This is a genomic window from Nocardia salmonicida (assembly GCF_036142455.1).
Taxonomy (GTDB): domain Bacteria; phylum Actinomycetota; class Actinomycetes; order Mycobacteriales; family Mycobacteriaceae; genus Nocardia; species Nocardia salmonicida.
Genome location: NZ_CP108014.1, coordinates 4,847,197 through 4,870,841, shown reverse-complemented (window position 1 = coordinate 4,870,841; position 23,645 = coordinate 4,847,197). Strand labels below are relative to the sequence as shown.

Genomic DNA, 23,645 nt, shown 5'->3' with positions numbered 1-23,645 from the left:
TCGAACGCGCGGTACCCGAGACCGCACTGTAAGACTGAGGGTGTGCGCATCGATCTGCATACCCATTCCACCGCCTCCGACGGCACCGACACCCCAGCCGAACTGGTGCGTCATGCCGCGGCGGCCGGTCTCGACGTTGTCGCGATCACCGACCACGACACCACCGGCGGCTGGGCCGAGGCCGAGGCCGCCCGCCCACCGGGACTCACCCTGGTGCGTGGCATGGAGATGTCGTGCACGGGCATGGGCGAGGACGGCTACCCGGTGCCGGTGCATCTGCTGGCGTATCTGTTCGACCCCACCGACCGCGGTTTCGCCGCCGAACGCGAGCGGTTGCGCGGCGAACGGGTGGCCAGGGTGCGGGCGATGGCCGACAAGATGGCGGCCGACGGGCTGCCGATCGATCCCGACGCGGTGATGGCGAGCGCCGGTCCTGCCGTCGGCAGGCCGCATCTGGCGCAGGCGCTGGTCGCGGCCGGGGTAGTCGAGAGCGTGAACGCCGCGTTCATCGATCTCCTCGCCCCGCACGGGCCGTACTACGCCGAGAAGGCCGACACCCCGCTGACCAGGGCGGTGCAGTTGATCGCGGCCGCGGGTGGGGTCAGCGTGATCGCCCATGCCAGGGCGCGCACGCGGGGCAGACTGCTGGCGCTCGACGAGATCAGGGAGCTGGCCGGGCTCGGCCTCGGCGGGCTCGAGATCGACCACCCGGATCACAACGACGCCGATCGTGTTGTGCTGACCGAACTTTCGCGGGAACTCGGCTTGGTTCGCACCGGCTCGTCGGACTATCACGGCAGCAACAAGACCATCCGGATCGGCGCGTGTGCCACCGATCCCGACCAGTACGAAGCGCTCATCGACAAGGCGAGCGGGACGCCGGTGATCGCCCCGTGACGCTGGTGCGCGGCTTCAGCGGCGTCGTCGCCGGTGGAGTGCTCGTCCTGTTGTGTGTGGTGGTGGGCGCGGCGGTGATCGGCTCGCGCCGCGACTTTCCCGGACCTGGCGCCGAATCACTGGCTTGGCACTTCGTGGCCGCGGCGGTGGTGGTCGTGGCGCAGGTCTTCGCCGATCGGCGGCGCGGGATGTCGGCACTGTTCGGAGCCGTGACGGTCTTGGTCACGGCTGGTGTATTGCTTTGGACACAATGGTGGGGTTGACGGCCGCGTAATGGTTGCGGACGGGTGAACTGTGCCCGAATATTTCTCTTTGTGACCAGTATCGAAACGGATGTCTTGGTACTCGGCGGCGGCCCCGCCGGGCTCTGGGCCGCCGTCTCGGCCGCGGCGACGGGCGCGCGGGTGGTGCTGGTCGACAAGAGCCGCTGCGGTTCCAGCGGGCCCACCGTGTACGGCACCACCGTGCTCTGGGCGATCCCGCCCGGTCCCGGCCGCGCCGACGCGGTCGACAAGGCGTTCGTGGCGGGCGGCGGGCTCGGCGATCGGGCCTGGCTGCACCGCGTCGTCGAGGAGACCCACCGGCGATTGCAGTCCTGGTCGGGCACCCGCCACCGCGTCCCCGACCCGAACGGCGACCCGGCGCACGTGCACTTCGACGGCGCGAGCTACCTGCGCCGCCTTCGACGCGGCGCGCTGGAGGCGGGCGTGCGCATCCTCGACCATCATCCGGCGCTGCAACTGCTGGTCGATCCGGCGGGCACCGTGGTCGGCGCCGCGGGGGTCCAGCGTCACAACAAGTTTCGGCCGTGGACCATCAGGGCAGGCGCGGTCGTGGTCGCCACCGGCGGCTGCGCCTTCCTGTCCGGCGGCGCGGGCACCGACGTGAGCACCGGCGAGGGCTTGCTGATGGCGGCCGAGGCAGGCGCCGAACTGTGCGGGATGGAATTCTCCAGTGCCTACGGGCTGGCGCCGGTGCTGTCGCGAGTACATCCGCATCCGGCGGTCGCGCCCGGTCTTTCGGTGCATTTCGCGGCCCTCTACGACGAGTCGGGCGCCGAACTGCCCGACCGGTATCCGGCGGCACTCACCGCCATCGCGGAGGGCAGGCGGGTCTTCGCCGCCCTGAGCGAGGTGCCCGACACCGTTCGGCACTGGCTGAGCAGGCACGGCGCGATCGATGCCACGGGTCGGGTTCCCGTGCGAGCGGTGCTGGAGGGCACCATTCGCGGCGCGGCGGGACTGGCCCTCGCCGACACCGATTGCTCGACGACGATCCGCGGCCTGTTCGGTGCGGGCGATGTGACGGGCCGACAGGTGGTCACCGGAGCGGCGGGCGCCACCGGCGGCCTCAATGGTGCGTGGGCGCTGGCCTCTGGCAGCTGGGCGGGTCAGGGTGCCGCCGCGTTCGCGTTCGCCAACGAGCGGGCGAGCAGCGCGCGCCCCGTGCCCGGCGCAGGCCTGGGCCCCCACGCCCACATCGATCCGCGTTCGGTGGTCGGCCTGGTGCAGGAACACACGCTGCCGCTGCGCCGCAGCTACCGACGCAGCGCGGGCAGCCTCGCCGACAGCATCGCCGAACTGGACGCCATGTGGCCCGGCGCCCAGTTCGATCTCGGCGGTCTCGGCATCGGGCAGCTGCGGGCCCGCCAGGCGGCCGCCCTGCTCGCCGTGGCCCGGTGGGCCGGCTACAGCGCGCTCGTACGCACCGAGAGCCGCGGCATCCACCAGCGCATCGACCACCCCGACGCCCGCTCGGATTGGCTGGTCCGGCTGCGTTGTGGTGGGCTCGACGAGGTGTGGGTGCGCCGCGAGGAATGGCCGGAGCCACTCGGCGGCGAGCTCACCGCGGCCACCCCCGCCGCGGTGTGAGAGTTCACCGGATGTTCCCGCTGCGCTGCGAGTTTTCGCTTACGCCACGGCAATTCGACACGGCTACGCTCGACACATGACGCGGTTTGGCAATCGAGGCACCATGCTGGCAGAATGTTGCGGATTCCCTACCCTTGCCACCGCCGGGTTCGGGGACATCGGTGACCTTCCGCCGTGCGACGCACCGTCGCAGCGTTGGTCGACCCGTTTTGCTCGCCCGGACGCACCCGTTCGGTTCCGCTCGGCGGATCAGTGCCGCGCCATGCGTCCGGTTGCCACCGCGAAACGCGTGCGGTCGCGCACTCGATGAGCGTTGTAGCGATCCAGCGCCCCAGTAATCCGTTTCCGATATACCCGGCGGTAACCGTCCCCCGGTTGAGCCCGACTCGAGCAGGAGTGAAATCGTGTCACCTGTGACTGACGCACCGAATGCCACCGCGGCGCCCAAGGCCGATGACGCAGCGAGCCTCGCTGCCATCACCAACGACGAGATCTTCGCGGGCCACCTCGGCGGCAAGCTGTCGGTCGAGCTGGCCGCGCCCCTCGAGACCCAGCGCGATCTGTCCATCGCCTACACCCCCGGTGTCGCCCAGGTCAGCCGTGCCATCGCCGAGGATCCCGCCCTCACCAAGCGCTACACCTGGACCGACCGTCTCGTGGTCGTGGTCAGCGACGGCACCGCCGTGCTCGGCCTCGGCGACATCGGCCCGCGCGCCTCGCTGCCCGTGATGGAGGGCAAGGCCGCGCTGTTCAAGAAGTTCGCCGGTCTGAACTCGATTCCGCTCGTGCTCGACACCACCGACCCCGACGAGATCGTCCAGACGCTGATCCACCTTCGTCCGAGCTTCGGCGCGGTGAACCTGGAAGACATCTCCGCCCCGCGCTGCTTCGAGATCGAGCGCCGCGTCATCGAGGCGCTGGACTGCCCGGTCATGCACGACGACCAGCACGGCACCGCCATCGTGGTGCTGGCCGCCCTCAAGGGCGCGGCCGCGGTGCAGGGCCGTGACATGTCGGGCCTGAAGGTCGTCGTCTCCGGTGCGGGCGCGGCCGGTGTGGCCTGCGCGAACATCCTGATCGCGGCGGGTGTCCCCGATGTGGTCGTGCTCGACTCGAAGGGCATCGTCAGCGCCGGTCGCGACGGTCTCAACGGTGTGAAGGCAGACCTGGCCGCCCGCTCCAATCCGCGCGGCCTGACCGGTGGCGCCGCCGACGCGCTGGCCGGTGCCGATGTGTTCCTCGGCCTGTCCGCGGGCACGATCCCCGAGGAGCTCATCGCCTCGATGGCGCCGGAGGCGATCGTGTTCGCCATGTCCAACCCGGACCCGGAGATCCACCCCGACGTGGCCGCCAAGTACGTGGCGATCGTCGCGACGGGCCGCAGCGACTTCCCGAACCAGATCAACAATGTGCTCGCCTTCCCCGGCGTGTTCAAGGGTGCGCTCGATGCCGGCGCCCGCCGCATCACCGAGGGCATGAAGGTCGCCGCCGCGAACGCCATCTTCGGTGTCGTGGCCGACGAGCTCGCCGTCGACAAGATCATCCCGAGCCCGCTCGATCCGCGCGTGGCTCCGGCGGTGGCCGAGGCCGTCGCGGAAGCCGCGCGCGCCGAGGGCGTCGCCTAGTTTTTTGCTGACGCAGCGCCCCCGTTCCCACCGGAACGGGGGCGCTGTCGCGTTATCTGGGATCATCCAACGATGACCACCATCACCGTGCAGCTTCCCGATGACGTCGCCGAGCAGCTCGCCGCCGCCGCGACGGCTGCGGGCATTTCGGTGAATGTGGCGATGGTGCAGGCGGCGCAGGAGTGGATTCACGCCAACGCCCAGCGGGCCAGGGAACGCGCCAGGATACAGGCGGTGCTGGCCGACGACCCGCACCTGCGGGCGCTACTCGGTGACGACTGAGATACGGGTGAGGTCCGCCGAGGTGCGCGTGAGCCGACCGGTGCCCGGCACGCTCGCCCACACCGCCACCGCCAGCAGCCCGTCGAGCACGAGCGCGAGCACGGCGACCAACAGCGCACCGACCAGCACCAGGTCGTAGCGATAGAGCCCGATCCCGTCGAAGATGTAGCGGCCGAGCCCGCCGAGGTTGACGTAGGCCGCGATGGTCGCCGTGGCGACGACTTGCAAGGTGGCGTTGCGCAAACCGCCGAGCATCACCGGCATCGCATTGGGCACCTCGACCCGAAACAGGATCTGGCTCTCGGTCATCCCCATCGCTCGCGAGGCGTCGACCACATCGGCGGGCACATTCGCGATCCCCGCGTACGCCCCCGCCAGCAGCGGCGGGATGCCGACGGTGATCAGCGCCAGCAGCGGCGGGATCAGCCCGAGCCCGAGGCCGAGCACCAGAAAGGTGAGCAGACCCAGCGTCGGCAGCGCCCGCATGGCATTGGCGAAGCCGACCATCACCGCACTGCCGCGGCGCGTATGCCCGATCACCAGCCCGAGCGGCACCGCGATCACCGCCGACAATGCCACCGTCAGGAAGCTGTACCACAGATGTTGCAGCAGGCGATGTTCGATGCCGGTGGGCCCACCCCAGTTGGTGCCGTCGCTCACATAGTTCCAGGCCTCGACGAACAGGTTCACGCGCGCGCACCTTTCCGGGGCACGCGCGCGTCGGCGCGAGTCCACGGGGTAGCGAGGGTGCCGAGCAGGAATACCAGCCGGTCGAAGATCAGTGCCAGCACCAGGGTGACGATGATGCCCGCGATGATCTGGTCGGGGTAGTCACGCTGATAGCCCTGGGTGAACAGCTTCCCGAGCCCGCCTACGCCGATCAGCGCACCGACCGACACCATGGCGATGTTGGTGACCACCACCACGCGCAACGAGGCGGTGAAAACCGGGAGCGCCAACGGCATATCGACGGTGAGGGTGCGTCGCAACCGGCCGAAGCCGATCGCGTCGGCGGCATCGACCACGCTGTCGGGCACCGTGTCCAGCGCCATCGGCACCGCGATCAGCAGCAGCGCGGTCGAGTACACGGTGAGCGCGATGATCACATTGAGCGGGTCGATCATCGAGATGCCGATCAGCGGCGGAATGATCACGAACAACGCGAGCGAGGGAATGGTGTAGGCCAGGCTCGACATCGTGGTGCTGATCCGGCGGGCCCAGCGGTTCGCGCGCACCAGCGCGCCGACCGGCACCGCGATCACCAGGCCGAGCAGCAGTGGGATCAGTGCCAGCACCAGGTGGGTGCGGGTGATCGCCATGACTTCGGCGAAGTTGTCGATCAGATATCTCACGACGTGCCCTGGGTGAAGAACTCCTGATTGCGTTCGGAGTCTTCGGCTTTCCGCTGTTCGGCGAGTTGGGTCAGCACATCGGCGGCGAGCAGTCCGCCGCGCACCGCACCCGCCTCGTCTACGGCGACGCCGATGCCGGAGGGCGAGGAGATGGCCGCGTCCAAAGCCTGACGAAGGTCGCCGTCCGGGGTGAACAACGAGCCACCGGCGGAAACGCTCGAGTCCAAGGGTTTTCCGGCACGCACCCGCTCCATGCCGGTGACGTCGATCCAGCCGCCCGGTTTGCCGAGGGCATCCACGACCAGTGCCCATTCGCCTCGGGCGAGCCGCAATCCGGCGATGTCGTCCGGTTGGATCGTCCGAATCGGCGCCAGCGCAACAGCTTCGGCGCTACGGAACGACAGCCCCCGATAGCCGCGATCCCTCCCGACGAATCCCGCTACGAAATCCGTTGCGGGCTGCGCCAAGACGCGCTCGGGAGTGTCGAACTGCTGGAGCACGCCGCCCCGCCCGAACACCGCGATCTTGTCGCCGAGGGTGATCGCCTCGTCGATATCGTGGGTGACGAACACGATCGTCTTGTGCAACGCGGACTGCAACCGTTGCATCTCCGATTGCAATTCCGCCCGCACCACCGGGTCGACCGCGCTGAACGGCTCGTCCATCAACAGCACCGGTGGGTCCGCGGCCAGCGCGCGCGCCACCCCGACCCGCTGCTGCTGACCACCCGAGAGTTGCGCCGGATACCGTTCGGCCAGATCGCGATCCAGCCCTACCCGGTCCATCACCTCGAGCGCGGCGGCGCGGGCTGTCTTGCGTGACTGCCCGAGCAGGATCGGCACGGTCGCCACATTGTCGACCACCTTGCGGTTGGGCAGCAGCCCGCCGCTCTGGATCACGTAGCCGATACCGAGGCGCAGTTTCACCGGATCGACCGTCGCGATATCGCGGCCGTCGATGGTGATGGCGCCCGCGGTGGGGTCGACCATCCGATTGATCATGCGCATCGAAGTGGTCTTGCCGCAGCCGGACGGCCCGACGAACACGGTGAACGATCCCGAGTCGATGTGCAGGTTCAGGTCGCGCACCGCGTGTGTGCCGTTCGGATAGGTCTTGTCGATACCGCGGAATTCGATGTCGGACAATGAATATCTCCTCGAGGCGCCGGTCCGCCTAGCCGATAGGGGAGTTCAGCCCCTGCGCGGTGATCCAGGCGAGCGCGGCGGCCTTCGGTTCGATCTTGCTCTCGCCCGAGACGGCCGTGTTCAGCGAGATCAGCTCGGTGGTGGTCAGTTTGGCCGATACCGCGTCGAGCACGGCGACGGCCTTATCGGTCTTCTTCGCGGAATTGAACAGCGGCACCACGTTCTGGGCGGCGAAATTGTGCTTCGGATCGGCGAGTACCACCAGGTTGTTCTGCGCGATCGCCGGTGAGGTGGTGAAGATGTCGGCCGCACTCACCTGGCCGTCGACCAGCGCGCGCACCGTCGCGGGGCCGCCGCCGTCGGCGATCGGCACGAAATTGGCGTCGGTGATATCGAGGCCGTAGTTCTTCTCCAGACCCGGCAATCCACCCGGACGCTGCGCGAATTCGGCCATCCCACCGAACTTCACCTCGGCCGAGTGCGGCGCGAGATCGGCGATGGACTTCAAGTTCCACTTGTCGGCCGTCGCGCGGGTGACCACCACCGCGTCGGAATCCTCGCCGGGGGCGGGTGTCGCGATGGCGAGATCGTCGCCGAGCGCCTTGGCGAGTGCGGCGTTCACCTCGGGGGCGGCGGTGGCCGTGGCGTCTTTGTCGAGGTATTGCAGCAGGTTGCCGGTGTATTCCGGGATCAGCGAGATCGCGCACTGGCGCAGTGCGGGGATGTAGGCCTCGCGCGAGCCGATGTCGAACTTGGTGTCGACCTTGAAACCGTTGATCCGCAGCACTTCGGTGTAGATGTTGGCGACGGTCTCGGACTCGGGGAAGTTGGCCGACCCGATGATCAACGCGTCGCTCGTGCAATCGCCCTTGGCTGCGAGCGGATCGCTGTTGCCGCAGGCGGAGGCGATCATGGCGGCGGCGAGCGCCACCGCGGCAACCAGTACCCGGCCCGCCCGCATCGCGAGGCGGCGTGCCGGTCGACGTTGTCCTGGTGATGAGGAGGCGAAGTCGGGTTTCACTGGTGTCCTTCCGGCAAAGGCGGGCAGTGCGCTGTGCGTGCGACCCGGGGGCCACAGGTACATTCTGGTAGTTCATACTGCCCGCCGTCGGGCCGAATTGCGCGGGTTGACGGCAAATACGGAAAGTTGGTGTCGTCGGATGCACTCGGTCGCCGTGCGTGGAACCGCCGCCGCGATCCTGGCCGCAGCCTGCGCTTTCACCACTGTTTCCTGCGCCTCCGACGAGGCCCGTCCGGTGGTCGTGGTCGGCGGGGATTCGACTACGGAATCAGTTCTGCTCGCCGAGATCTATTCCCAAGCACTGGAACGCGCGGGCACCGACTCCGCCGTCGTCACCGGATTGCCCAGCCCCCTCGCCGATCTCGACGCGGGCCGCATCGCCGTCCTGCCCGCCCGCAACGGCGCCCTCGTCGACCGCTGGAACCCAGCCTCCCCGGCACGCACACCGGACGAAGTGGTCGCCGCGGTCAACTCGGCTCTTCCACAAGGAATCTCGGTCTCCGATGCGGCGGATGGAACGGACCCGCGTCCCCGAGTCGCCCGCGCCCAGAGCGTCGTCGCTCTCTACCGCAGCGGCATCTTCGATCGCCAACAGCTGAAGAAGCTCAACTACGTAGCAGGCGAACTGACCACCGAGGAACTGGTCGACCTGATCCATCAGGTCGACACCGGTTCCCGGCCCGCCGACGCAGCCCGATCCTGGCTCGACGCCCACAGCCTCTAGCGTCACCCCTCCCGCCGATCTTCGGCGCCTCCCCGACCCACCCCGCCATCGTGCACGGTTTCGGTGGTGTCCTGTCTCAGTAGATCTGGCCGATCAAGGTTGGGTGCAGGCGTGGTCGCGATTGAACGAGCCGGCGCTTCCGGTGCCGGTGGGGAGGTTGTGGGTGGCGTCTGCGTATGCCTCCCCTGGGGTCGCCCCTTTACCGAAGCCCACGATCGGGAACCCTGCGACGATCGCGAGCGGGCTCGTCACGACTGCGCCGCAGCCGTTCGCGAACGTCACCACCATCCGGCAGTCGATGATGCCGTGACCTTTGCACGCTTGGTCGGCGGCTCGAATGGCGTCGGCTTCCGTTGGGTGGTTGACCGAAAACGCGTAGACATTGCCCCACACGCTGAGGGAAACGGCGCCCCAGTTGACCGGGTCGGCGGCGGCCGGCGGTGCCGCGAGGACGGCAGCGGCGCTCACCGTGAGCGCGGCGGCCGCAAAGGACTTTTCGAACATATGGCTAGTGCTTCCTCTGCGCGCCGACCAGGGAGCGGCGATCGCATGGAAGATACCGCAGCGCATGGACGCGAGGTTGCCCCAAAAGTCTTGGGGTCACGGCAAAGACCGTCACGAAATCCAGCGCGACCGCTTCATCGCGCGTGAGCCACGACTCGTACTCCACCAGGTTGCTCGAGACAGGACAGGTGGCTGGGTTTTCGCTTGCCAAGCTATGTCCCGCTCCGTATATTCCTACTGGAATATTTGGTAGGGAACATATAGCTGGTTGGAGGTGGCGGGGTTGGGGCAGCCCGGGCGGAATGTGATGACGCCGTTGGCTATCGCGGTACTCGCGTTGCTCGACGAGCGGCCGATGCATCCGTACGAGATGTATCAACTGCTGATCGCTCGGCGGGAGGACCTGCTGGTCAAGGTGCGGCCCGGGTCGCTGTATCACGTGGTGGCCCGGCTGGCCGAGGACGAGATGGTGGCGGCGGAGGGGATCGGCCGGGCCGGGAATCGGCCCGAGCGGACCACCTATCGGATCACCGATTCCGGGCGGACCGCGCTGCGGGGGCGGATCGCCGAGCTGCTGCGGACACCGGTGCAGGAATATCCGATCTTCCGGGTGGCGTTGGCCGAAGCGCACACCCTTCCGCAAGAACAGGTCGTCGCATTGCTCGACGAGCGCGTGGAGTACCTGACCCAGTCGCGGGCCGACATGGACGTGCTGCTCGACTGGACGCGCGGCCGTGCCATCCCGCGCCGCTATTTCTTTGTCCTGGAATATATTCGCGCCACCATCCACGCCGAACTCGCGTGGATCGAAGATTTCGCCGCCGAACTCGGCAGCGGTGCCGTGCCGTGGGAGCAGTACGACCCCGACACCGGCGAACGGATCACCGACGATCACATCCACGAATGGCCGAGTGGGGATTCCCCCGAAGCCGCGCCCCGGCCCCGCTGGGCCGCCCGAAGCTGAATCCTTCTCCTCGATTGGAACGAATTCGATGACCACCCAACGTAATCCGTGGCTAGCGCTCTTCGCGCTGGTGGTCGGGTTCTTCATGATCCTGCTGGATATGACGATCGTCGCGGTCGCCAATCCGGCCATCATGACCGACCTCAGCACCGACATCTCCAACGTCATCTGGGTCACCAGCGCCTACCTGCTCACCTACGCGGTGCCGCTGCTGGTCACCGGCCGTCTCGGTGACAAATTCGGGCCGAAGAACATCTACCTGATCGGCCTCGCGATCTTCACCGGCGCGTCGCTGTGGTGCGGCCTGTCCGGCAGCATCGGCATGCTGATCGCCGCCCGCGCCGCCCAGGGCGTCGGCGCCGCGTTGATGACGCCGCAGACGATGGCCGTGATCACCCGGACCTTCGCGCCGGACAAGCGCGGCGCCGCGATGGGCCTGTGGGGTGGCGTCGCCGGGCTGGCGACGCTGGTCGGTCCCATCCTCGGTGGTGTGCTGGTCGACAACCTCGGCTGGGAATGGATCTTCTTCGTGAACGTGCCGGTCGGCATCATCGCGTTCGGGCTGGCCGTGTGGCTCGTGCCCGCGCTGCCGACCAACGACCACAAGTTCGACATCGTCGGTGTCGTCCTCAGCGGCATCGGCATGCTCGCACTGGTTTTCGGTATCCAGGAAGGCAATTCGCAGGACTGGTCGCTGCGGATCTGGCTGCTGATCGGCTTCGGTGTGCTGATGCTGGTCGTGTTCGTGATCAACCAGGCGCGCAACAAGGGCGAACCGCTGGTGCCGCTGGCCCTGTTCCGCGACCGCAATTTCGCGCTGTCGAACCTGGCGATCGCCGCGATGGGCGCCGCGATCACCTCGATGATGGTGCCGTCGTACTTCTACCTGCAGGCGGTGCGGGAGATGACGCCGACCATGTCGGCGCTGGTCTTCGCGCCGATGGCGATCATCACCGGTTTCACCGCGCCGTTCATCGGCAAGGTGTCGGACAAGCTGCCGCCTCGACTGCTGCCGACGATCGGCTTCGTGCTGTTCGCCGGTTCGGTGGCGTCCTTCGGTGCGCTCATGAGCCCGGATTCGTCGATCGGCTGGTTCCTGCTCGCGGCCGCTGTCGCGGGTCTGGCCAACGCCTGTATCTGGGCCCCGCTCGCCACGACCGCCACCCACAACCTGCCGGTCGCCCAGGCCGGTGCGGGCGCCGGTATCTACAACACCACCCGCCAGGTCGGCTCGGTCCTCGGTAGCGCGGCGATCAGCGCCCTGATCGCCGCTCGCCTGACCGCCAACGGACTCGGCGACGGCGGCCCGGTCGGCGAAGGCGCGGCCACCGGCCCGCTCCCGCCCCAGATCATCGACGAATTCAGCACCGCGCTGGCCCAGTCGATGATCCTGCCCGCCTCGATCCTGGTGATCGGCGTCATCGCCTCGGCCCTGTTCGTCGGTCACGGTAGATCGGCCGGAAAGGTCCCTACGCGAGAGAAGGCCGACGCTTCGGCCTGATCGCGCCGCCGAATCGCTTGCCCGTCACGTGCGAACGTGGCGGGCAGGCGTGTTCAGTTCACCTGAATGGTGAGGGTGGGGTAGCCGGTGGCGCCGTCGGGCACGACGTCTTGTTCCACGGCGGTTTGGGGCAGGCCGGTGGTGTCGATGGCGCGGGCACGCAGGGTGTGTTGGCCGGGGGTGGCGTCCCAGTCGTAGGTCCATTGGCGCCAGGTGTCGACGGTGACCTCGGTGGACAGGCGAGCGGGCCGCCAGTCGCCGTTGTCGATCTGCACTTCGACGCCGGTGACGCCGCGATGTTGGGCCCAGGCGACACCGGCGATCACGGTGCGGCCCTGCGGGATTCGGCCACGACCGCGCGGAGTGTCGATGCGGGTGCCGGTTTTGATCGGGCCCTGCGCCGACCAGCCGCGGCGGGTCCAATAGGCGGTGGCTCGGTCGAAGCGGGTGACCTCGAGTTCGGTGACCCACTTGGTGGCGGAGACGTAGCCGTAGAGGCCGGGGACCACGAGACGGGCGGGGTAGCCGTGCTGGACGGGGAGGGGTTCGCCGTTCATGCCGATGGCGAGGAGGGCGTCGCGGCCATCGGTGAGTACGGAGAGCGGGCTGCCTGCGGTCCAGCCGTCTTTGCTGTGGGACAGGACCATGTCGGCGTCCGGGAGCGGACGGGCTTGCGCGAGGAGTTCGTCGAGGCGGTAACCGAGCCACCGGGCATTGCCGATGAGGTCGCCGTTGATCGGATTGGACACGCAGGCCAGGGTCACCAGGCGCTCGACCGGGGTGCGGCGCAGAAGATCGTCCCAGGTGAGGGTGATTTCCTGTTCGACCATGCCGTGGATGCGCAGCGACCAGGAGTCTGTGGATACCTGGGGAACGATCAGCGCGGTGTCGATGCGGTAGAAGTCGCTGTTGGGGGTGAGGTACGAGGTGAGCCCTGGCACGCGCAGGTCGGCGTCCGGCGGAAGATCCGGCAATGGCGCGGCCGCTCCGGGGAGTTCGACGGACTCGCGCTCGGCTGTCACGTCGTGGCGGGCGCCGCCGAGTAGCCGCCCCGCGAGCCCGGCTCCGATGGTGAGCACCCCGGTCGCCGCGATACCGCCGAGCACGCGCCGCCGCCCTGCTCCCGTGGTCGACGGGTCGCCGACCGTCGATGCGGCTTCGGCATCCTGTTGTGACGCAGTGGGTTCCGTTGCCGGTCGCCGCGATTCGGCGGCGTCGTCGATCCGCCTGGTCAGCCCTCGCAACGCGAGAATCCCAGCGGCGGTGCCGATCAGCGCGGGCAGCGCACCGGCGAACCCGCCGACTCGGCCTGCCCCGATGACGGCGGCGACCACCCCGAAAACAGCGAACCCCACCGACCCGATCGGCCTTGCCGTCCGCTCCGCGACCCCGGCGACCCCCGCGACAACGAGCGCGACGATGCCCATACACACGAACAACACGGCTTTGTCGTTCGTCCCGAAGGTCGAGATCGCCCACTCTCTGACCCCGTCGGGCGTGTGGTCGACAACGGTCGCGCCGAGTGCGTACGCGGGCGCACTACCGGCCCCGGTGAACACCGCGACCAACTCCGCCACACCGAGTACCAGTGCCGCGGCCACGATCCCGGCCATCGCCCGCATCAATGCCATGGTCCGAGCCTACGTCGCGGCCGAATCGCCCCGGTGACCGATTTGTGACAGCCGAATGCCTCCCGCGATCCGCTCTCGAAAACTACACTGTGTAGTAGAAATGATCCCGCTCGGCAGGAGGCCTGATGACCGAGACAGCTCCGGACACGACACTGCGCGCCACGACGGCGGTCTTCGCCGTCGCCCTCCTGGTCCACGGCGCCGACCACCTCCGCCGCGGCATGGACGCCACCTCAGCACTGGTGAACGCCCTCGGCACCCTGCAACTCCTCTTCGCCGTGTTCACGGTGTTCCTGGTGTTCCGAGGTCACCCGGCCGCCCCACGCGCCGCGGTGTTCATCGGCTTCGCGAGCGCGTTCGGCTTCACGATCGTGCACGTGCTCCCGGACTGGTTCGGCCCACTCAGCGACAGCTTCGTCAACGCCCCGCCGAGCTCCGGCGTCACCGGATTCTCCTGGTTCGCGGCACTGTTCGAGATCGCCGCCGACCTCGCGATCGCTGTCGCCGGCCTGAGCGTTCTGCGAGCGAGGCAGGTGAGCGTGGCATGAACGACGGGCGCACGCCACCACGGCGGCGCGTCGTGGCGAGCGGGGGATCGGCGAACGCTCGCGGTCGGTAGTCTGCGCGGCATGACAGCACGTTCTCTCCTGCGATTCGTGTCTGCAGTCTTGTTGGCAGCCGCGATTCCCCTGGTATCGCCCACCCATTCCGCTACCGCCGCACCCTGTTCCGATATCGAGGTGGTGTTCGCTCGCGGGACCGCCGAGCCGGGCGGCGAACTCGGTCTGACCGGTGTCTCCTTCGTCGAAGCGCTGCGCGCGAACGCGGGCGGACGCTCGGTCGGCTCGTATGGCGTCGACTACCCGGCCAGCAGCGACTTCGCCGACCGGCTGGCCTTCGCGCGCACCGTCGTGGAGGGGATCGGTGATGCCCAGCGGCGGGTCGAATACCTCGCGGCGAACTGCCCGAACTCCCGGATCGTCCTCGGCGGATATTCCCAAGGCGCGGCGCTGGCCGGTTTCGCGACCGGTGTCGGTGTGCCGGAGGGTGTGCTGCCGGAGTACGCGATGTATCTGCCGGAGCCGATGGCGCCCGAGGTGGCCGAGCACGTCGCGGCGGTCGCGCTGTTCGGCAAACCGTCGGATCGGTTCATGGCCGACGCGGACGCACCGCCGGTCTCGGTCGGCGCGCTCTACAAGAACAAGACCATCGAGCTGTGTGTCCCCTCGGACAACATCTGCGACGGATCCCCACTCGCCCAACCCAATGCCGCGCACAGCCTCTACGGCATCAACGGAATGACCATCACCGCGGCGCAATTCGCGGCGCAACGGTTCTGAACAGCCGAAAGGCCGGTTGCGCGAACGCAACCGGCCTTTCGTATGCGCGGGATCAGGAGTAGATCTTGTCTACTTCGCCCGCGTACTGCTTCATGACGACGGCGCGCTTGAGCGACATCTTCGGGGTGAGCTCGCCACCCTCCTGGGTCCAGTCGACCGGGAGGATGCGGATCTTCTTGATCGCCTCGGCCTTGGAGACCTTCTTGTTGGTCTCGTCGATCGCGGCCTGCACCTCGGCGACCAGCGCCGGGTTCTCGATCAGGGTCTCGATCGCGGTGTCGGCGGCGACGCCGTTGCGATCCTTCCAACCAGGCAGGGCCTCCGGGTCGAGGGTGATCAGCGCGCCGATGAAAGGCTGGCCGTCGCCGACGACCATCACCTGGCTGATCAGCGGGTGCGCGCGCAGGGCGTCCTCGAGGACCGCGGGGGAGACGTTCTTGCCGCCCGCGGTGACCAGGATTTCCTTCTTGCGACCGGTGATGGTGACGAAACCGTCGGCGTCGATGGCACCCAGGTCGCCGGTCTTGAACCAGCCGTCCTCGAACGCCTCGTCGGTGGCCTCGGCATTGCCCCAGTAACCGTCGAACACGACCGAGCCCTTGAGCAGCAGCTCGCCGTCTTCGGCGATCTTGGCCGCGTGGCCCTGGATCGGGCGACCGACCGAGCCGACCCGGATGAACGCGGGCGTGTTCACGGTGAACGCGGCGGTGGTCTCGGTCAGGCCGTAGCCCTCGTAGATCGTCACGCCGGCACCGCGGAAGAAGTGGCCGAGGCGCGCGCCCAGCGGGCCGCCACCGGAGACAGCGGCCAGGCACTGGCCACCGAGGGCCGCGCGCAGCTTGCTGTAGACCAGCTTGTCGAAGACGAAGTGCTTGAGCTTGAGCAGCAGGTCAGGGCCGCCCTTGGTCTCGAGCGCCGTGCTGTAGGCGATGGCGGTCTCCGCGGCGGCGTCGAAGATCTTGCCCTTGCCGCCGTCGTGCGCCTTCTGCTTGGCGGAGTTGAAGACCTTCTCGAACACGCGCGGCACCGAGAGGATGAAGTCGGGCTTGAAGTCGCCGAACTGCTCGACCAGGGTGGTCCAGTCCGAGCTGTGGCGGATGGTCACCTTGGAATCGAAGGCGATCAGCGCGACGGCGCGGGCGAACACGTGCGCCAGCGGCAGGAACAGCAGGGTCTTCTGACCCTCGGAGACGAACGCGCTGAGCTCGATGCCGCCCGAACGCGACTCGGCCCACAGGTTCGCGTGGGTCAGCTGGACGCCCTTGGGGCGGCCGGTGGTGCCCGAGGTGTAGATCAGGGTCGCGGGGGAGGCCGCGCCGACCTGCTTGCGACGCTCGTGCACGACGGAGTCGTCCAGATCGGCGCCGCGCTCGGTGAGCGTGTCGATGGCGCCCTTGTCGATCTGGATGGTCTCGGCCAGCGCGGGCAGCGAACCGGCTTCGATCTCGTCGATCGTGGCACGGTGCTTGTCGTTCTCGACGACCAGCAGCTTGGTCTCGGAATCCTGCAGGATCCACTTGGCCTGCTCGGCGGCCGAGCTGTCGTAGATCGCGACGGTCACGCCACCGGCGGCCCAGATCGCGAAGTCCAGCAGCGTCCACTCGTAGCGCGTGGCGGCCATGAGCGCGACGCGGTCGCCCAGTTCGATGCCGGAGGCGATCAAGCCCTTGGCAACGCCGGTGACGGCCTTCGCGAACTGCGCTGCCGTGACGTCGTTCCAGCCGCCGCTGCCGTTCGGGACGTTGAACAAGACCGTATTCGGCGTCTCTTCGCCGAAGCGGAAGACGTTATCGGAATTGTTCGCATCGTCCGGGATGGTGTAGGAAGCCGGAACTTCGAACTCTCGCATCTGTGCCCTTCCAGTGGGTTCTACTCGCCAGTAATCTACGACACGTTCGCGCGGGTCGCGATATCGCCGCCCGAATTGCCCGTCACCAGGACTTATCGTAAATCGTTGATCGATACCGGCTGAATTGCCTCTCGCAGGAATTCCGCGAGTTCGCTGAGTGCCAGCGCTGCCTCGGTGACCAGCGCGGCTTGCAATTGCGCGACGTGCCAGAGTCCGCGGGTTTCGGTGAAGCGGACGTGCACCCCCGCTCCACGCAGGGCTGAGACGAGCTTGCGACACTGGTCGTGCAGGAGTTCGCTCACATCGACCTGCACGTAGGTGGGCGGCAGGCCGATCAGATTGCCCGACAGCGGGGCGTAACCCGCTTCGGTGGCGGCGGCGTCGCCCAGGTAGTAGGCGGCGCACGCCTGCGACCACGCCCGGTTGATCACCAGGTCGCGGTCCTTGCTCGGTACCTCGGTGGGGTCCACCCACGGCGCGATGAGGCCGAGTGCGGCCGGCGTCATCTGATGCCGCTCGATCAGCCGCTGCGCCAGCGCCATCGCCAGGCCGCCGCCCGCCGAGTCGCCGGCCAGACAGATCTGATCGGGCCGGTAGCCGACGTTGCCGACCAGGTCGAGGAACGCGGCTTCGGCGTCGTCGAGACCGGCCGGGAACGGGTGCTCCGGGGCCAGCCGGTAGTCCAGCGAGTACACCGCGCACGCTGTCTCGCGCGCGAGCCCGGCCACCAGCGAACGGTGCGTGGCGATGGAACCGACCACATAGCCGCCGCCGTGCAGGTACAAGATCGCGCCCGCGGCACGTTCGGGCGGGACCGCCCGGGTACGCGAACCCGGAATGGCGGTCTCGGCGATCACGCGTTCGGCGGGGCGCCCGCCCAGCTGCAGGTGCTGCACGACGGAACCGTCGGGCACCAACTGCAGCCGGGAGACCGCGTCGAGCAGAACGCGCTGCACCACCACAGGTAGCCGCGCGTTTAGTGTCACCCGGAACACCGGGTCGAGCACCGTGCGGGCGATCGGCAGCGGAATCTTGAACTCGCGCATGGAGTTTCCTCAGGTCTGGAGGATCGTCAGTGTGGCATGAAGCGGCCGTTGACCACGGCCGAGATCCGGCTGTAGCCGGAGGCGAGGAAGCGCACGCTCACGTCGAGCACCTTGGCCTCCCAGCCGATCAGCACGCGGGCCTGGCCCTTGCGCACACCCTCGGTGATGGTCTGCGCGGCCATCTCCGGGGTGTGAATCGCCAGGTACTTGTCGAACAGGGTGGCGGCGTTGGCGCCGTCCATGCCCTCGGCGTAGGTGGCGTTGCGGGCGACCGCGGTCTTGATGCCACCGGGGTGCACGCAGGTGACCTTGACGGGCGCCTTGGCGACCTTCATCTCCTGGAACAGCGCCTCGGTGAAGCCGCGCACCGCGAACTTGGCCGAGTTGTAGGCCGCCTGGCCGGGTACGGCGACCAGCCCGAAGAGGCTGGACACATTGATGACGTGGCCGTCGCCGGACTCGATCAGCATCGGCAGGAACGCCTTGGTGCCGTTGACGACGCCCCAGAAGTCCACATCCATGATGCGTTCGATGTCTTTGAACTCGGTCTTGATCACGTCACCGTGGTAGGCGATACCCGCGTTGTTGTAGATCTGGTGCACGACGCCGAAGTGCGCCTTCACCTGATCGGCGTAGAGCAGGAACGACTCACGCTCGGCCACATTGAGCCGGTCGGACTTGACCTGCGCGCCCAGCTTCTCGCAGGAGGCGACGGTCTGGGCCAGGCCCTCGGCGTCGATATCGGACAGCGCCAGCTTGGCGCCGCGCGCGGCCAGGTTCTCGGCCAGTGCGCGGCCGATGCCGGAGCCTGCTCCGGTGATCACGCATACCTTGTTCGTGAAGTAAGCATCTTTGCTCACTGTGCTGCCACCACTTCCCTATCGGCGTCTGCGGTTGTCGTAGTGTAGGCGGCGGCATCGAAATGCCGTGTGAGCCTACGGAATTCGAAGGTGAAGTCCGGCCACAACGTGGTGTTGTTGCCGTGCTTGTCCAGATACCAGCTGGCGCAGCCGCCAGTGTTCCAGACGGTCTTGCCCAACTTTTCCTGCAGGTCGGCGTTGTAGGCCCGCTGCGCTTCTTCGCGCACCTCGACGGTCCGCAGACCGCGCTTGTCGATCGCCGCCAGCGCGTCGCTGACGTAGTTGATCTGCGATTCGATCATGTACACCATCGAGGTGTGGCCGAGCCCGACGTTCGGGCCGACCAGGAAGAACATGTTGGGGAAGTTCGCGATGGCCGAGCCCTTGTAGGCCTGCTGGCCGATCTCGTCGAACACCTCGGCCAGCGTGCGCCCGTCGCGCCCGATCATCGAGTTGTAGGTCGGGGAGTCGGTGACGTGGAAGCCGGTGGCCACGATCAGCGCGTCGATCTCGCGCTCGGTGCCGTCCTTGGTGACGATCGAGCCCGGCTTCACCTCGGCGATGCCGTCGGTGATCACGTCGACATTGTCGCGATCCAGCGCGGGGTAGTACTCGTTGGAGATCAGCATGCGCTTGCAGCCGATCCGGTAGTTCGGGGTGACCTTCTTGCGCAGTTCGGGATCGCGGATCTCGATCTGCAGCTTGGCGCGCGAGAGGGCCTCGAAGGCCTTCATCAGCACGGGGAAGCGGGTCAGGCCGACGACCTGGGTCTCTCGTGCGGCGTAGATGGCCGCGCGGGAGAGGCGCTGCACGGCGGGGATGTGCTTGAACGCCAGCCGCTCGGGCAGCAGATACGGGCGGTCCATGCGCGGCAGCAGCCACGGCGCGGTGCGCTGGTAGACGTCGAGGGTGGCGACCTTGCTCGCGATCGCGGGCACGATCTGGATCGAGGAGGCGCCGGTGCCGATCACCGCGACGCGCTTGCCGGTGAGGTCGGCGTCGTGGTTCCAGCGGGCGGAGTGGAAGATCTCGCCCTCGAAGTCGTTGATGCCCTTGATGTCGGGTAGCGACGGCTCGCACAGCGCGCCGACCGCGGAGACCACGGTGTCGGCGGTGAAGTTGCCCTGGGTGGAGCCGATCTCCCACCGCGCGTCCGCGTCGTTCCAGCGGATGCTCTGCACGTCGCAATCGAAGATGTGCCGGTCGAGCACGTCGTGACGCTCGGCGACGCTCTTGATGTAGGCCTGGATCTCGCCCTGCTTGGAGAACGAGCGGGTCCAGTCCGGGTTCGGGGCGAACGAGTACGAGTACAGGTGCGAAGGCACGTCGCAGGCAGCACCGGGGTAGGTGTTGTCGCGCCAGGTGCCGCCGACTTCGCTGCCGCGCTCGAGCACGAGGAAGTCGTCGCGACCCTCCTGGCTCAGGCGGATGGCCAGGCCGAGCCCGGCGAACCCGCTGCCGACGATGATCGTCTTCACGTGGCGGGTTTCGGCGATCAGGGGTTCGACAACGTTGTCTGTGACCTTGCGACTCATGTACAGCAGAATACGGTCTTATTGAGTATGAGTCAACAGCTATTGAGCAAGATTCAGTAGTGGCTAAGATGGCCGGTGTGAGTACCAGGAGTGCGGGAGAGACGAAGCGTGTGCGGCTCAGCCCCGAGGAGCGTCGGCTACAGCTGATCACCCTCGGCGCCGAGATGCTGGCCGACCGAACGCTCGAGGAAGTCTCGGTCGACGACATCGCCAAGCAGGCGGGGATCTCGCGCGGCCTGCTGTTCCACTACTTCGCTTCCAAGCAGGAATTCCACCAGGCGATCGCCCGGCATGTGAACACCGAGATCTTCGTCGCGATCATGCCCAACCGCGAACTGTCGCTGTTCGACATGCTGCGCGACTCGATCGAACGGTTCGTCGACTACGCCACCGAGCACTCCGCGTCCTACCGTTCCGTGCTGCGCGGGCCCGCCAGTGTCACCCCCGACATGGTCGGCTATGTCAACGAAACCCGCGGCGCCATCACCGATCTCATCGTCAGCGAACTGCCGCTGCCGCCCGAGGATCCCGATCTGGCCCGGCTCACCTTGGCCATTCGCGGCTGGATCGCCTTCGTCGAGGAGACCATCCTCACCTGGCTGATCGACAAGCCGATCAGTCGTGAGTCGCTGGTCGACCTGCTGGTGGAGTCGTTGCCCGCGCTGGCCCTGAGTCCGGCGTTGATCGCCGCGCTGCGGGATTGAAATTCCTGTTAACGGATCGAGCGGCGCGTCGCGAACTTGTCATGAGATGCCCTGTTTCCGGGGCGTCCGCTGCTGCATGGGATGGGGTTGTTCATGCGCCGAATCTGTTGTGGCAGTTGATCTTCGGATGCCGAATCGTGACCGTAACGGCGGCTAACGGAAGGTCGGTTCGGGACGACGAAGTGGGTATGACTCTCACGAACAGCACGTTTCGCAAACTCTCTGCCGTAGCTATTTCCGCCGGTGCCGTCCTCGTCGGGCTCGGTGCGCCCGCCGGTGCGTTGCCGTCGGATCCGGTCACGGTGTTCACACCGACGCTCAGCCGGACTCCCGGCGCCAACTGCGCGGCGATCATCAACGCCCAGACCGTGCCGCAACCGCAATCGGGCACCTTCGGAGTTCGGGTGGCGATCACCCAGACGGGGGACTTCTGCCAGCGCTACATGGTGGCCGTGCGCTTCCGCAATCTGGATACCGGCGTCAGCAACGGCCAGTCGCACCCCGTGGAGAACGGTCAGATTCTGCACGCGCCGGACAATGTGATCGTCGGGTTCGGCACCGCGCCCGGCAAGGGCCGGGTGGAGGCCTGGATCGTGACCACCGATGAAACCCTGCCCCAGCATCAGGAATTGGAGCAGATCTCGGGACACGCGATCTTCACGCTCGGCTGATTTCGTAGTTTCGGCGTAGGGGCGAGTGCGCAGGTGAGCGCACTCGCCCCCTGTCGCGCCTGCCCTAGCCGGACTTCGGGCGGGCGCGCAGATGTGCGCGCTCACCCTGCTTGCCGAACAGGCTGATGAATTCGACGGATTGTTCGTCGGCGGCGCCGAACCAGTGCGGGATGTGGGTGTCGAACTCGGCGGCCTCGCCGGGGTTCAGGATGAGGTCGTTGTCGCCGAGGATCAGGCGAAGGCGGCCGTTGAGCACGTACAGCCATTCGTAGCCCTCGTGGACCTGGGGAGTGTCCGGGCGATTGCGTGCGCCGGGGGCGATGATCATCTTGAAGGCTTGGATGCCGCCCGCGCGCTTGGTGAGCGGGAGCATGGTCATGCCGTGGCGGGTGACCGGGCGCAGGTGGATGCGCGGGTCGCCGGTGGGTGGGGCGTCGACGAGTTCGTCGAGGGTGACGCCGTGCGCCTTGGCCAGGGGGAGCAGGAGTTCGAGGGTGGGTTTGCGGTCGCCGGATTCCAGGCGCGACAGCGTGCTGACCGAGATCCCGGTTTCCTGGGAGAGGTCGGCGAGGGTGGTCTGGCGCTGTTTGCGCAGGGTGCGCAGCCGGGGGCCGACCGAGTCGAGGGTCTGATCGAGGTCGTCCATGCTGTCCATTTTGCCATGTCGGCAAAGAAGGTTGCCAGCATTTGTCGCTGGGATGCACTGTGGGTCCTCGAAGGAGGTCGAGATGACACAGCTGAACGATTCATACGACGTAGTGGTGCTCGGTGGTGGAGCCGCCGGGCTGAACGCGGCGCTGATGCTGGCGCGTTCGCGGCGTTCGGTGGCCGTGATCGACGCGGGGGCGCCGCGTAACGCGCCTGCTCAGGGAGTGCACGGGCTGCTCGGCCGCGAGGGGATGTCGCCGCTGGAGCTGCTCGAGCTCGGACGCGCGGAGGTGCGTGGGTACGGCGGACATGTGGTGTCGGGTCGGGTGGTCGGGGTCGACCGTGCCGCTGATGCGCCGGGTTCGACCGACATCGCGGAATTCGTGGTGACCCTCGCCGACGGTCGCACCGTGCGAGCGCGGCGGATTCTCGTCGCCACCGGACTCGCCGACGAGCTCCCCGAGGTCACCGGTCTGCGCGAACACTGGGGTCACGACGTGCTGCACTGCCCGTACTGCCACGGCTGGGAGGTGCGCGACCAGCGCATCGCCGTGCTGGCGAGCGGCCCGATGTCGGTGCACCAGGCGCTGCTGTTCAGTCAGCTCAGCGACGACATCGTCTTCCTGTCCCACACGGCTGCCCCGTTGAGTGACGAAGACGCGGAAAAGCTGGTGGCTCGGGGCATTCGGATCGTCGACGGCAAGGTCGTCGAGGTGCTCGGCGCCGACCGTCTGACAGGTGTCCAGCTCGCCGACGGCACCGTCGTCGAACGCGACGCCCTGGTCGTCGGTCCCCGCATGAACACTCGCGCCACCTTCCTCACTGATCTCGGCTTGGTCCCCGAACCGCACCCTTCCGGCATGGGCGACCACATTCCCGCCGATCCCGTCGGCCGCACCTCGGTGCCCGGCGTCTGGATCGCGGGCAACGCCACCGACCCGTCCGCCCAGGTCGGCGCGGCCGCGGCAGCCGGTGCCATGGCCGGTGCGCAGATCAACGCCGAATTGGTGATGGCCGAAACCGCGGCCGCGGTAGCCGAACGCCGAGCCCGTGCCGGCCAGGTCGAATCAGCGCCTGTGTGAACCGGATCGGCTCGACATGACGATGGCCCCGACGTGCGTCACGCCGGGGCCATCGTCCAGGGCTCAGTTGTCGGCCGGGCAGACCGTGCTGCTGAACGGGCACGGCTTGAACAGTTCCTGGATGAGCAGTACCAACGTCCCACTCCCGCTGGTCGCGTCGGCACTACCGGTGCCAGCCTCGGCGACCGCCACCGTCGGCGCGGCCGCCGCGGTAGCGGGCACTACAGCGCCGAGCGCCACCATCGTCGTCGCCACACCCGACATCACGAATTTCCCGATCGACACGCTAACTCCCAAGTTCGAAAAGTGTTGCCACAGTCGGCGACTTGGATGCTGCCCGCTGAACCGACCGACCGGTAGCCCTGAAAACCGGGGCTGCGCCCTTCAGCCGAG

Annotated in this window: 25 protein-coding genes; 13 read left to right on the top strand and 12 right to left on the bottom strand. The window is 67.7% G+C overall.

The window, feature by feature from the left end; genetic code table 11:
• Positions 1-42: 42 nt before the first annotated feature.
• The 5 genes from OHS03_RS22860 to OHS03_RS22840 all read left to right on the top strand — a co-directional run bounded on the left by OHS03_RS22860 (position 43) and on the right by OHS03_RS22840 (position 4,675).
• Positions 43-897: a PHP domain-containing protein gene (locus OHS03_RS22860; RefSeq protein WP_328656914.1), complete on the top strand. Its 855-nt coding sequence runs from the start codon at positions 43-45 to the stop codon at positions 895-897.
• Positions 894-1,160: a hypothetical protein gene (locus tag OHS03_RS22855; protein ID WP_056813337.1), complete on the top strand. Its 267-nt coding sequence runs from the start codon at positions 894-896 to the stop codon at positions 1,158-1,160. The genes OHS03_RS22860 and OHS03_RS22855 overlap by 4 nt, the downstream gene beginning before the upstream one ends.
• A 51-nt stretch (positions 1,161-1,211) precedes the next feature.
• The gene (locus tag OHS03_RS22850) at positions 1,212-2,768 is read left to right on the top strand and encodes an FAD-binding protein (RefSeq protein WP_328656913.1); all 1,557 of its coding nucleotides are present in this window, start codon (positions 1,212-1,214) and stop codon (positions 2,766-2,768) included.
• 404 nt (positions 2,769-3,172) lie between these two features.
• A complete protein-coding gene (locus OHS03_RS22845) occupies positions 3,173-4,393 on the top strand; it encodes an NAD(P)-dependent malic enzyme (RefSeq protein ID WP_405148260.1) in 1,221 nt (406 codons plus the stop codon).
• A gap of 72 nt (positions 4,394-4,465) precedes the next feature.
• Positions 4,466-4,675, top strand: a complete 210-nt coding sequence (locus OHS03_RS22840; protein WP_328656911.1) for a hypothetical protein — start codon at positions 4,466-4,468, stop codon at positions 4,673-4,675.
• Here OHS03_RS22840 and OHS03_RS22835 read toward each other — a convergent pair.
• Genes OHS03_RS22835 through OHS03_RS22820 form a run of 4 tightly spaced genes read right to left on the bottom strand, consistent with a single transcriptional unit; the run spans position 4,658 to position 8,133 of the window.
• A complete protein-coding gene (locus OHS03_RS22835; protein ID WP_328656909.1) occupies positions 4,658-5,365 on the bottom strand; it encodes an ABC transporter permease in 708 nt (235 codons plus the stop codon). The two genes, OHS03_RS22840 and OHS03_RS22835, sit on opposite strands and share 18 nt — an antisense overlap.
• The gene (locus tag OHS03_RS22830) at positions 5,362-6,027 is read right to left on the bottom strand and encodes an ABC transporter permease (protein WP_328656907.1); all 666 of its coding nucleotides are present in this window, start codon (positions 6,025-6,027) and stop codon (positions 5,362-5,364) included. The genes OHS03_RS22835 and OHS03_RS22830 overlap by 4 nt, the downstream gene beginning before the upstream one ends.
• Positions 6,024-7,172, bottom strand: coding sequence for an ABC transporter ATP-binding protein (locus tag OHS03_RS22825; RefSeq protein ID WP_328656906.1), 1,149 nt, complete (start codon positions 7,170-7,172; stop codon positions 6,024-6,026). The genes OHS03_RS22830 and OHS03_RS22825 overlap by 4 nt, the downstream gene beginning before the upstream one ends.
• A gap of 28 nt (positions 7,173-7,200) precedes the next feature.
• The gene (locus OHS03_RS22820) at positions 7,201-8,133 is read right to left on the bottom strand and encodes an ABC transporter substrate-binding protein (RefSeq protein ID WP_328664362.1); all 933 of its coding nucleotides are present in this window, start codon (positions 8,131-8,133) and stop codon (positions 7,201-7,203) included.
• Positions 8,134-8,332: 199 nt separating this feature from the next.
• On the opposite strand from OHS03_RS22820, the gene OHS03_RS22815 reads away from it, so the two are divergent.
• A complete protein-coding gene (locus OHS03_RS22815) occupies positions 8,333-8,917 on the top strand; it encodes a type 2 periplasmic-binding domain-containing protein (RefSeq protein WP_328656903.1) in 585 nt (194 codons plus the stop codon).
• 93 nt (positions 8,918-9,010) lie between these two features.
• Here the strand turns inward: OHS03_RS22815 and OHS03_RS22810 are convergent, their stop codons facing one another.
• Complete coding sequence (locus tag OHS03_RS22810) at positions 9,011-9,421, bottom strand: DUF4189 domain-containing protein (RefSeq protein WP_328656900.1); 411 nt, start codon at positions 9,419-9,421, stop codon at positions 9,011-9,013.
• A 307-nt stretch (positions 9,422-9,728) separates the two neighbouring features.
• Here OHS03_RS22810 and OHS03_RS22805 point away from each other — a divergent pair, with 307 nt between their 5' ends.
• On the top strand, positions 9,729-10,385 hold the full coding sequence (locus tag OHS03_RS22805; RefSeq protein WP_328656898.1) for a PadR family transcriptional regulator: 657 nt from the start codon (positions 9,729-9,731) through the stop codon (positions 10,383-10,385).
• A 28-nt stretch (positions 10,386-10,413) separates the two neighbouring features.
• Complete coding sequence (locus OHS03_RS22800; RefSeq protein ID WP_328656896.1) at positions 10,414-11,886, top strand: DHA2 family efflux MFS transporter permease subunit; 1,473 nt, start codon at positions 10,414-10,416, stop codon at positions 11,884-11,886.
• A gap of 53 nt (positions 11,887-11,939) precedes the next feature.
• On the opposite strand, the gene OHS03_RS22795 is transcribed toward OHS03_RS22800, so the two are convergent.
• Positions 11,940-13,517, bottom strand: a complete 1,578-nt coding sequence (locus OHS03_RS22795) for a molybdopterin-dependent oxidoreductase (RefSeq protein WP_328656894.1) — start codon at positions 13,515-13,517, stop codon at positions 11,940-11,942.
• A 125-nt stretch (positions 13,518-13,642) separates the two neighbouring features.
• Between OHS03_RS22795 and OHS03_RS22790 the strand changes: the two genes are divergently transcribed.
• Positions 13,643-14,065, top strand: coding sequence for a hypothetical protein (locus OHS03_RS22790; protein WP_328656891.1), 423 nt, complete (start codon positions 13,643-13,645; stop codon positions 14,063-14,065).
• An 81-nt stretch (positions 14,066-14,146) separates the two neighbouring features.
• Positions 14,147-14,857, top strand: coding sequence for a cutinase family protein (locus tag OHS03_RS22785; RefSeq protein WP_328656889.1), 711 nt, complete (start codon positions 14,147-14,149; stop codon positions 14,855-14,857).
• 52 nt (positions 14,858-14,909) lie between these two features.
• Here OHS03_RS22785 and OHS03_RS22780 read toward each other — a convergent pair whose 3' ends face one another.
• From OHS03_RS22780 to OHS03_RS22765, 4 genes are all read right to left on the bottom strand, one after another.
• Positions 14,910-16,706, bottom strand: coding sequence for an AMP-dependent synthetase/ligase (locus OHS03_RS22780; protein WP_328656887.1), 1,797 nt, complete (start codon positions 16,704-16,706; stop codon positions 14,910-14,912).
• A gap of 92 nt (positions 16,707-16,798) precedes the next feature.
• Entirely contained in the window at positions 16,799-17,752 is a 954-nt protein-coding gene (locus OHS03_RS22775) for an alpha/beta hydrolase (protein WP_328656886.1), read from the bottom strand.
• Between the two features lie 26 nt (positions 17,753-17,778).
• Positions 17,779-18,612 (bottom strand): SDR family NAD(P)-dependent oxidoreductase, encoded by an 834-nt coding sequence (locus OHS03_RS22770; RefSeq protein WP_056813280.1) that lies wholly within the window; start codon positions 18,610-18,612, stop codon positions 17,779-17,781.
• Complete coding sequence (locus tag OHS03_RS22765) at positions 18,609-20,147, bottom strand: flavin-containing monooxygenase (protein WP_328656885.1); 1,539 nt, start codon at positions 20,145-20,147, stop codon at positions 18,609-18,611. The genes OHS03_RS22770 and OHS03_RS22765 overlap by 4 nt, the downstream gene beginning before the upstream one ends.
• 68 nt (positions 20,148-20,215) lie before the next feature.
• On the opposite strand from OHS03_RS22765, the gene OHS03_RS22760 reads away from it, so the two are divergent.
• Both OHS03_RS22760 and OHS03_RS22755 read left to right on the top strand, forming a co-directional pair.
• On the top strand, positions 20,216-20,851 hold the full coding sequence (locus OHS03_RS22760; RefSeq protein WP_056813274.1) for a TetR/AcrR family transcriptional regulator: 636 nt from the start codon (positions 20,216-20,218) through the stop codon (positions 20,849-20,851).
• A 188-nt stretch (positions 20,852-21,039) separates the two neighbouring features.
• Positions 21,040-21,522, top strand: coding sequence for a hypothetical protein (locus OHS03_RS22755; protein WP_063005459.1), 483 nt, complete (start codon positions 21,040-21,042; stop codon positions 21,520-21,522).
• 64 nt (positions 21,523-21,586) lie between these two features.
• Here OHS03_RS22755 and OHS03_RS22750 read toward each other — a convergent pair whose 3' ends face one another.
• Positions 21,587-22,168 carry a helix-turn-helix domain-containing protein gene (locus OHS03_RS22750; protein ID WP_062991330.1) on the bottom strand — a complete coding sequence of 194 codons (582 nt, stop codon included), beginning with the start codon at positions 22,166-22,168 and terminating at the stop codon, positions 21,587-21,589.
• Between the two features lie 82 nt (positions 22,169-22,250).
• Between OHS03_RS22750 and OHS03_RS22745 the strand changes: the two genes are divergently transcribed.
• Positions 22,251-23,252 carry an NAD(P)/FAD-dependent oxidoreductase gene (locus tag OHS03_RS22745; protein ID WP_328656883.1) on the top strand — a complete coding sequence of 334 codons (1,002 nt, stop codon included), beginning with the start codon at positions 22,251-22,253 and terminating at the stop codon, positions 23,250-23,252.
• Positions 23,253-23,315: 63 nt separating this feature from the next.
• Here OHS03_RS22745 and OHS03_RS22740 read toward each other — a convergent pair whose 3' ends face one another.
• Positions 23,316-23,537 (bottom strand): hypothetical protein, encoded by a 222-nt coding sequence (locus OHS03_RS22740; RefSeq protein ID WP_328656881.1) that lies wholly within the window; start codon positions 23,535-23,537, stop codon positions 23,316-23,318.
• Positions 23,538-23,645: the final 108 nt, after the last annotated feature.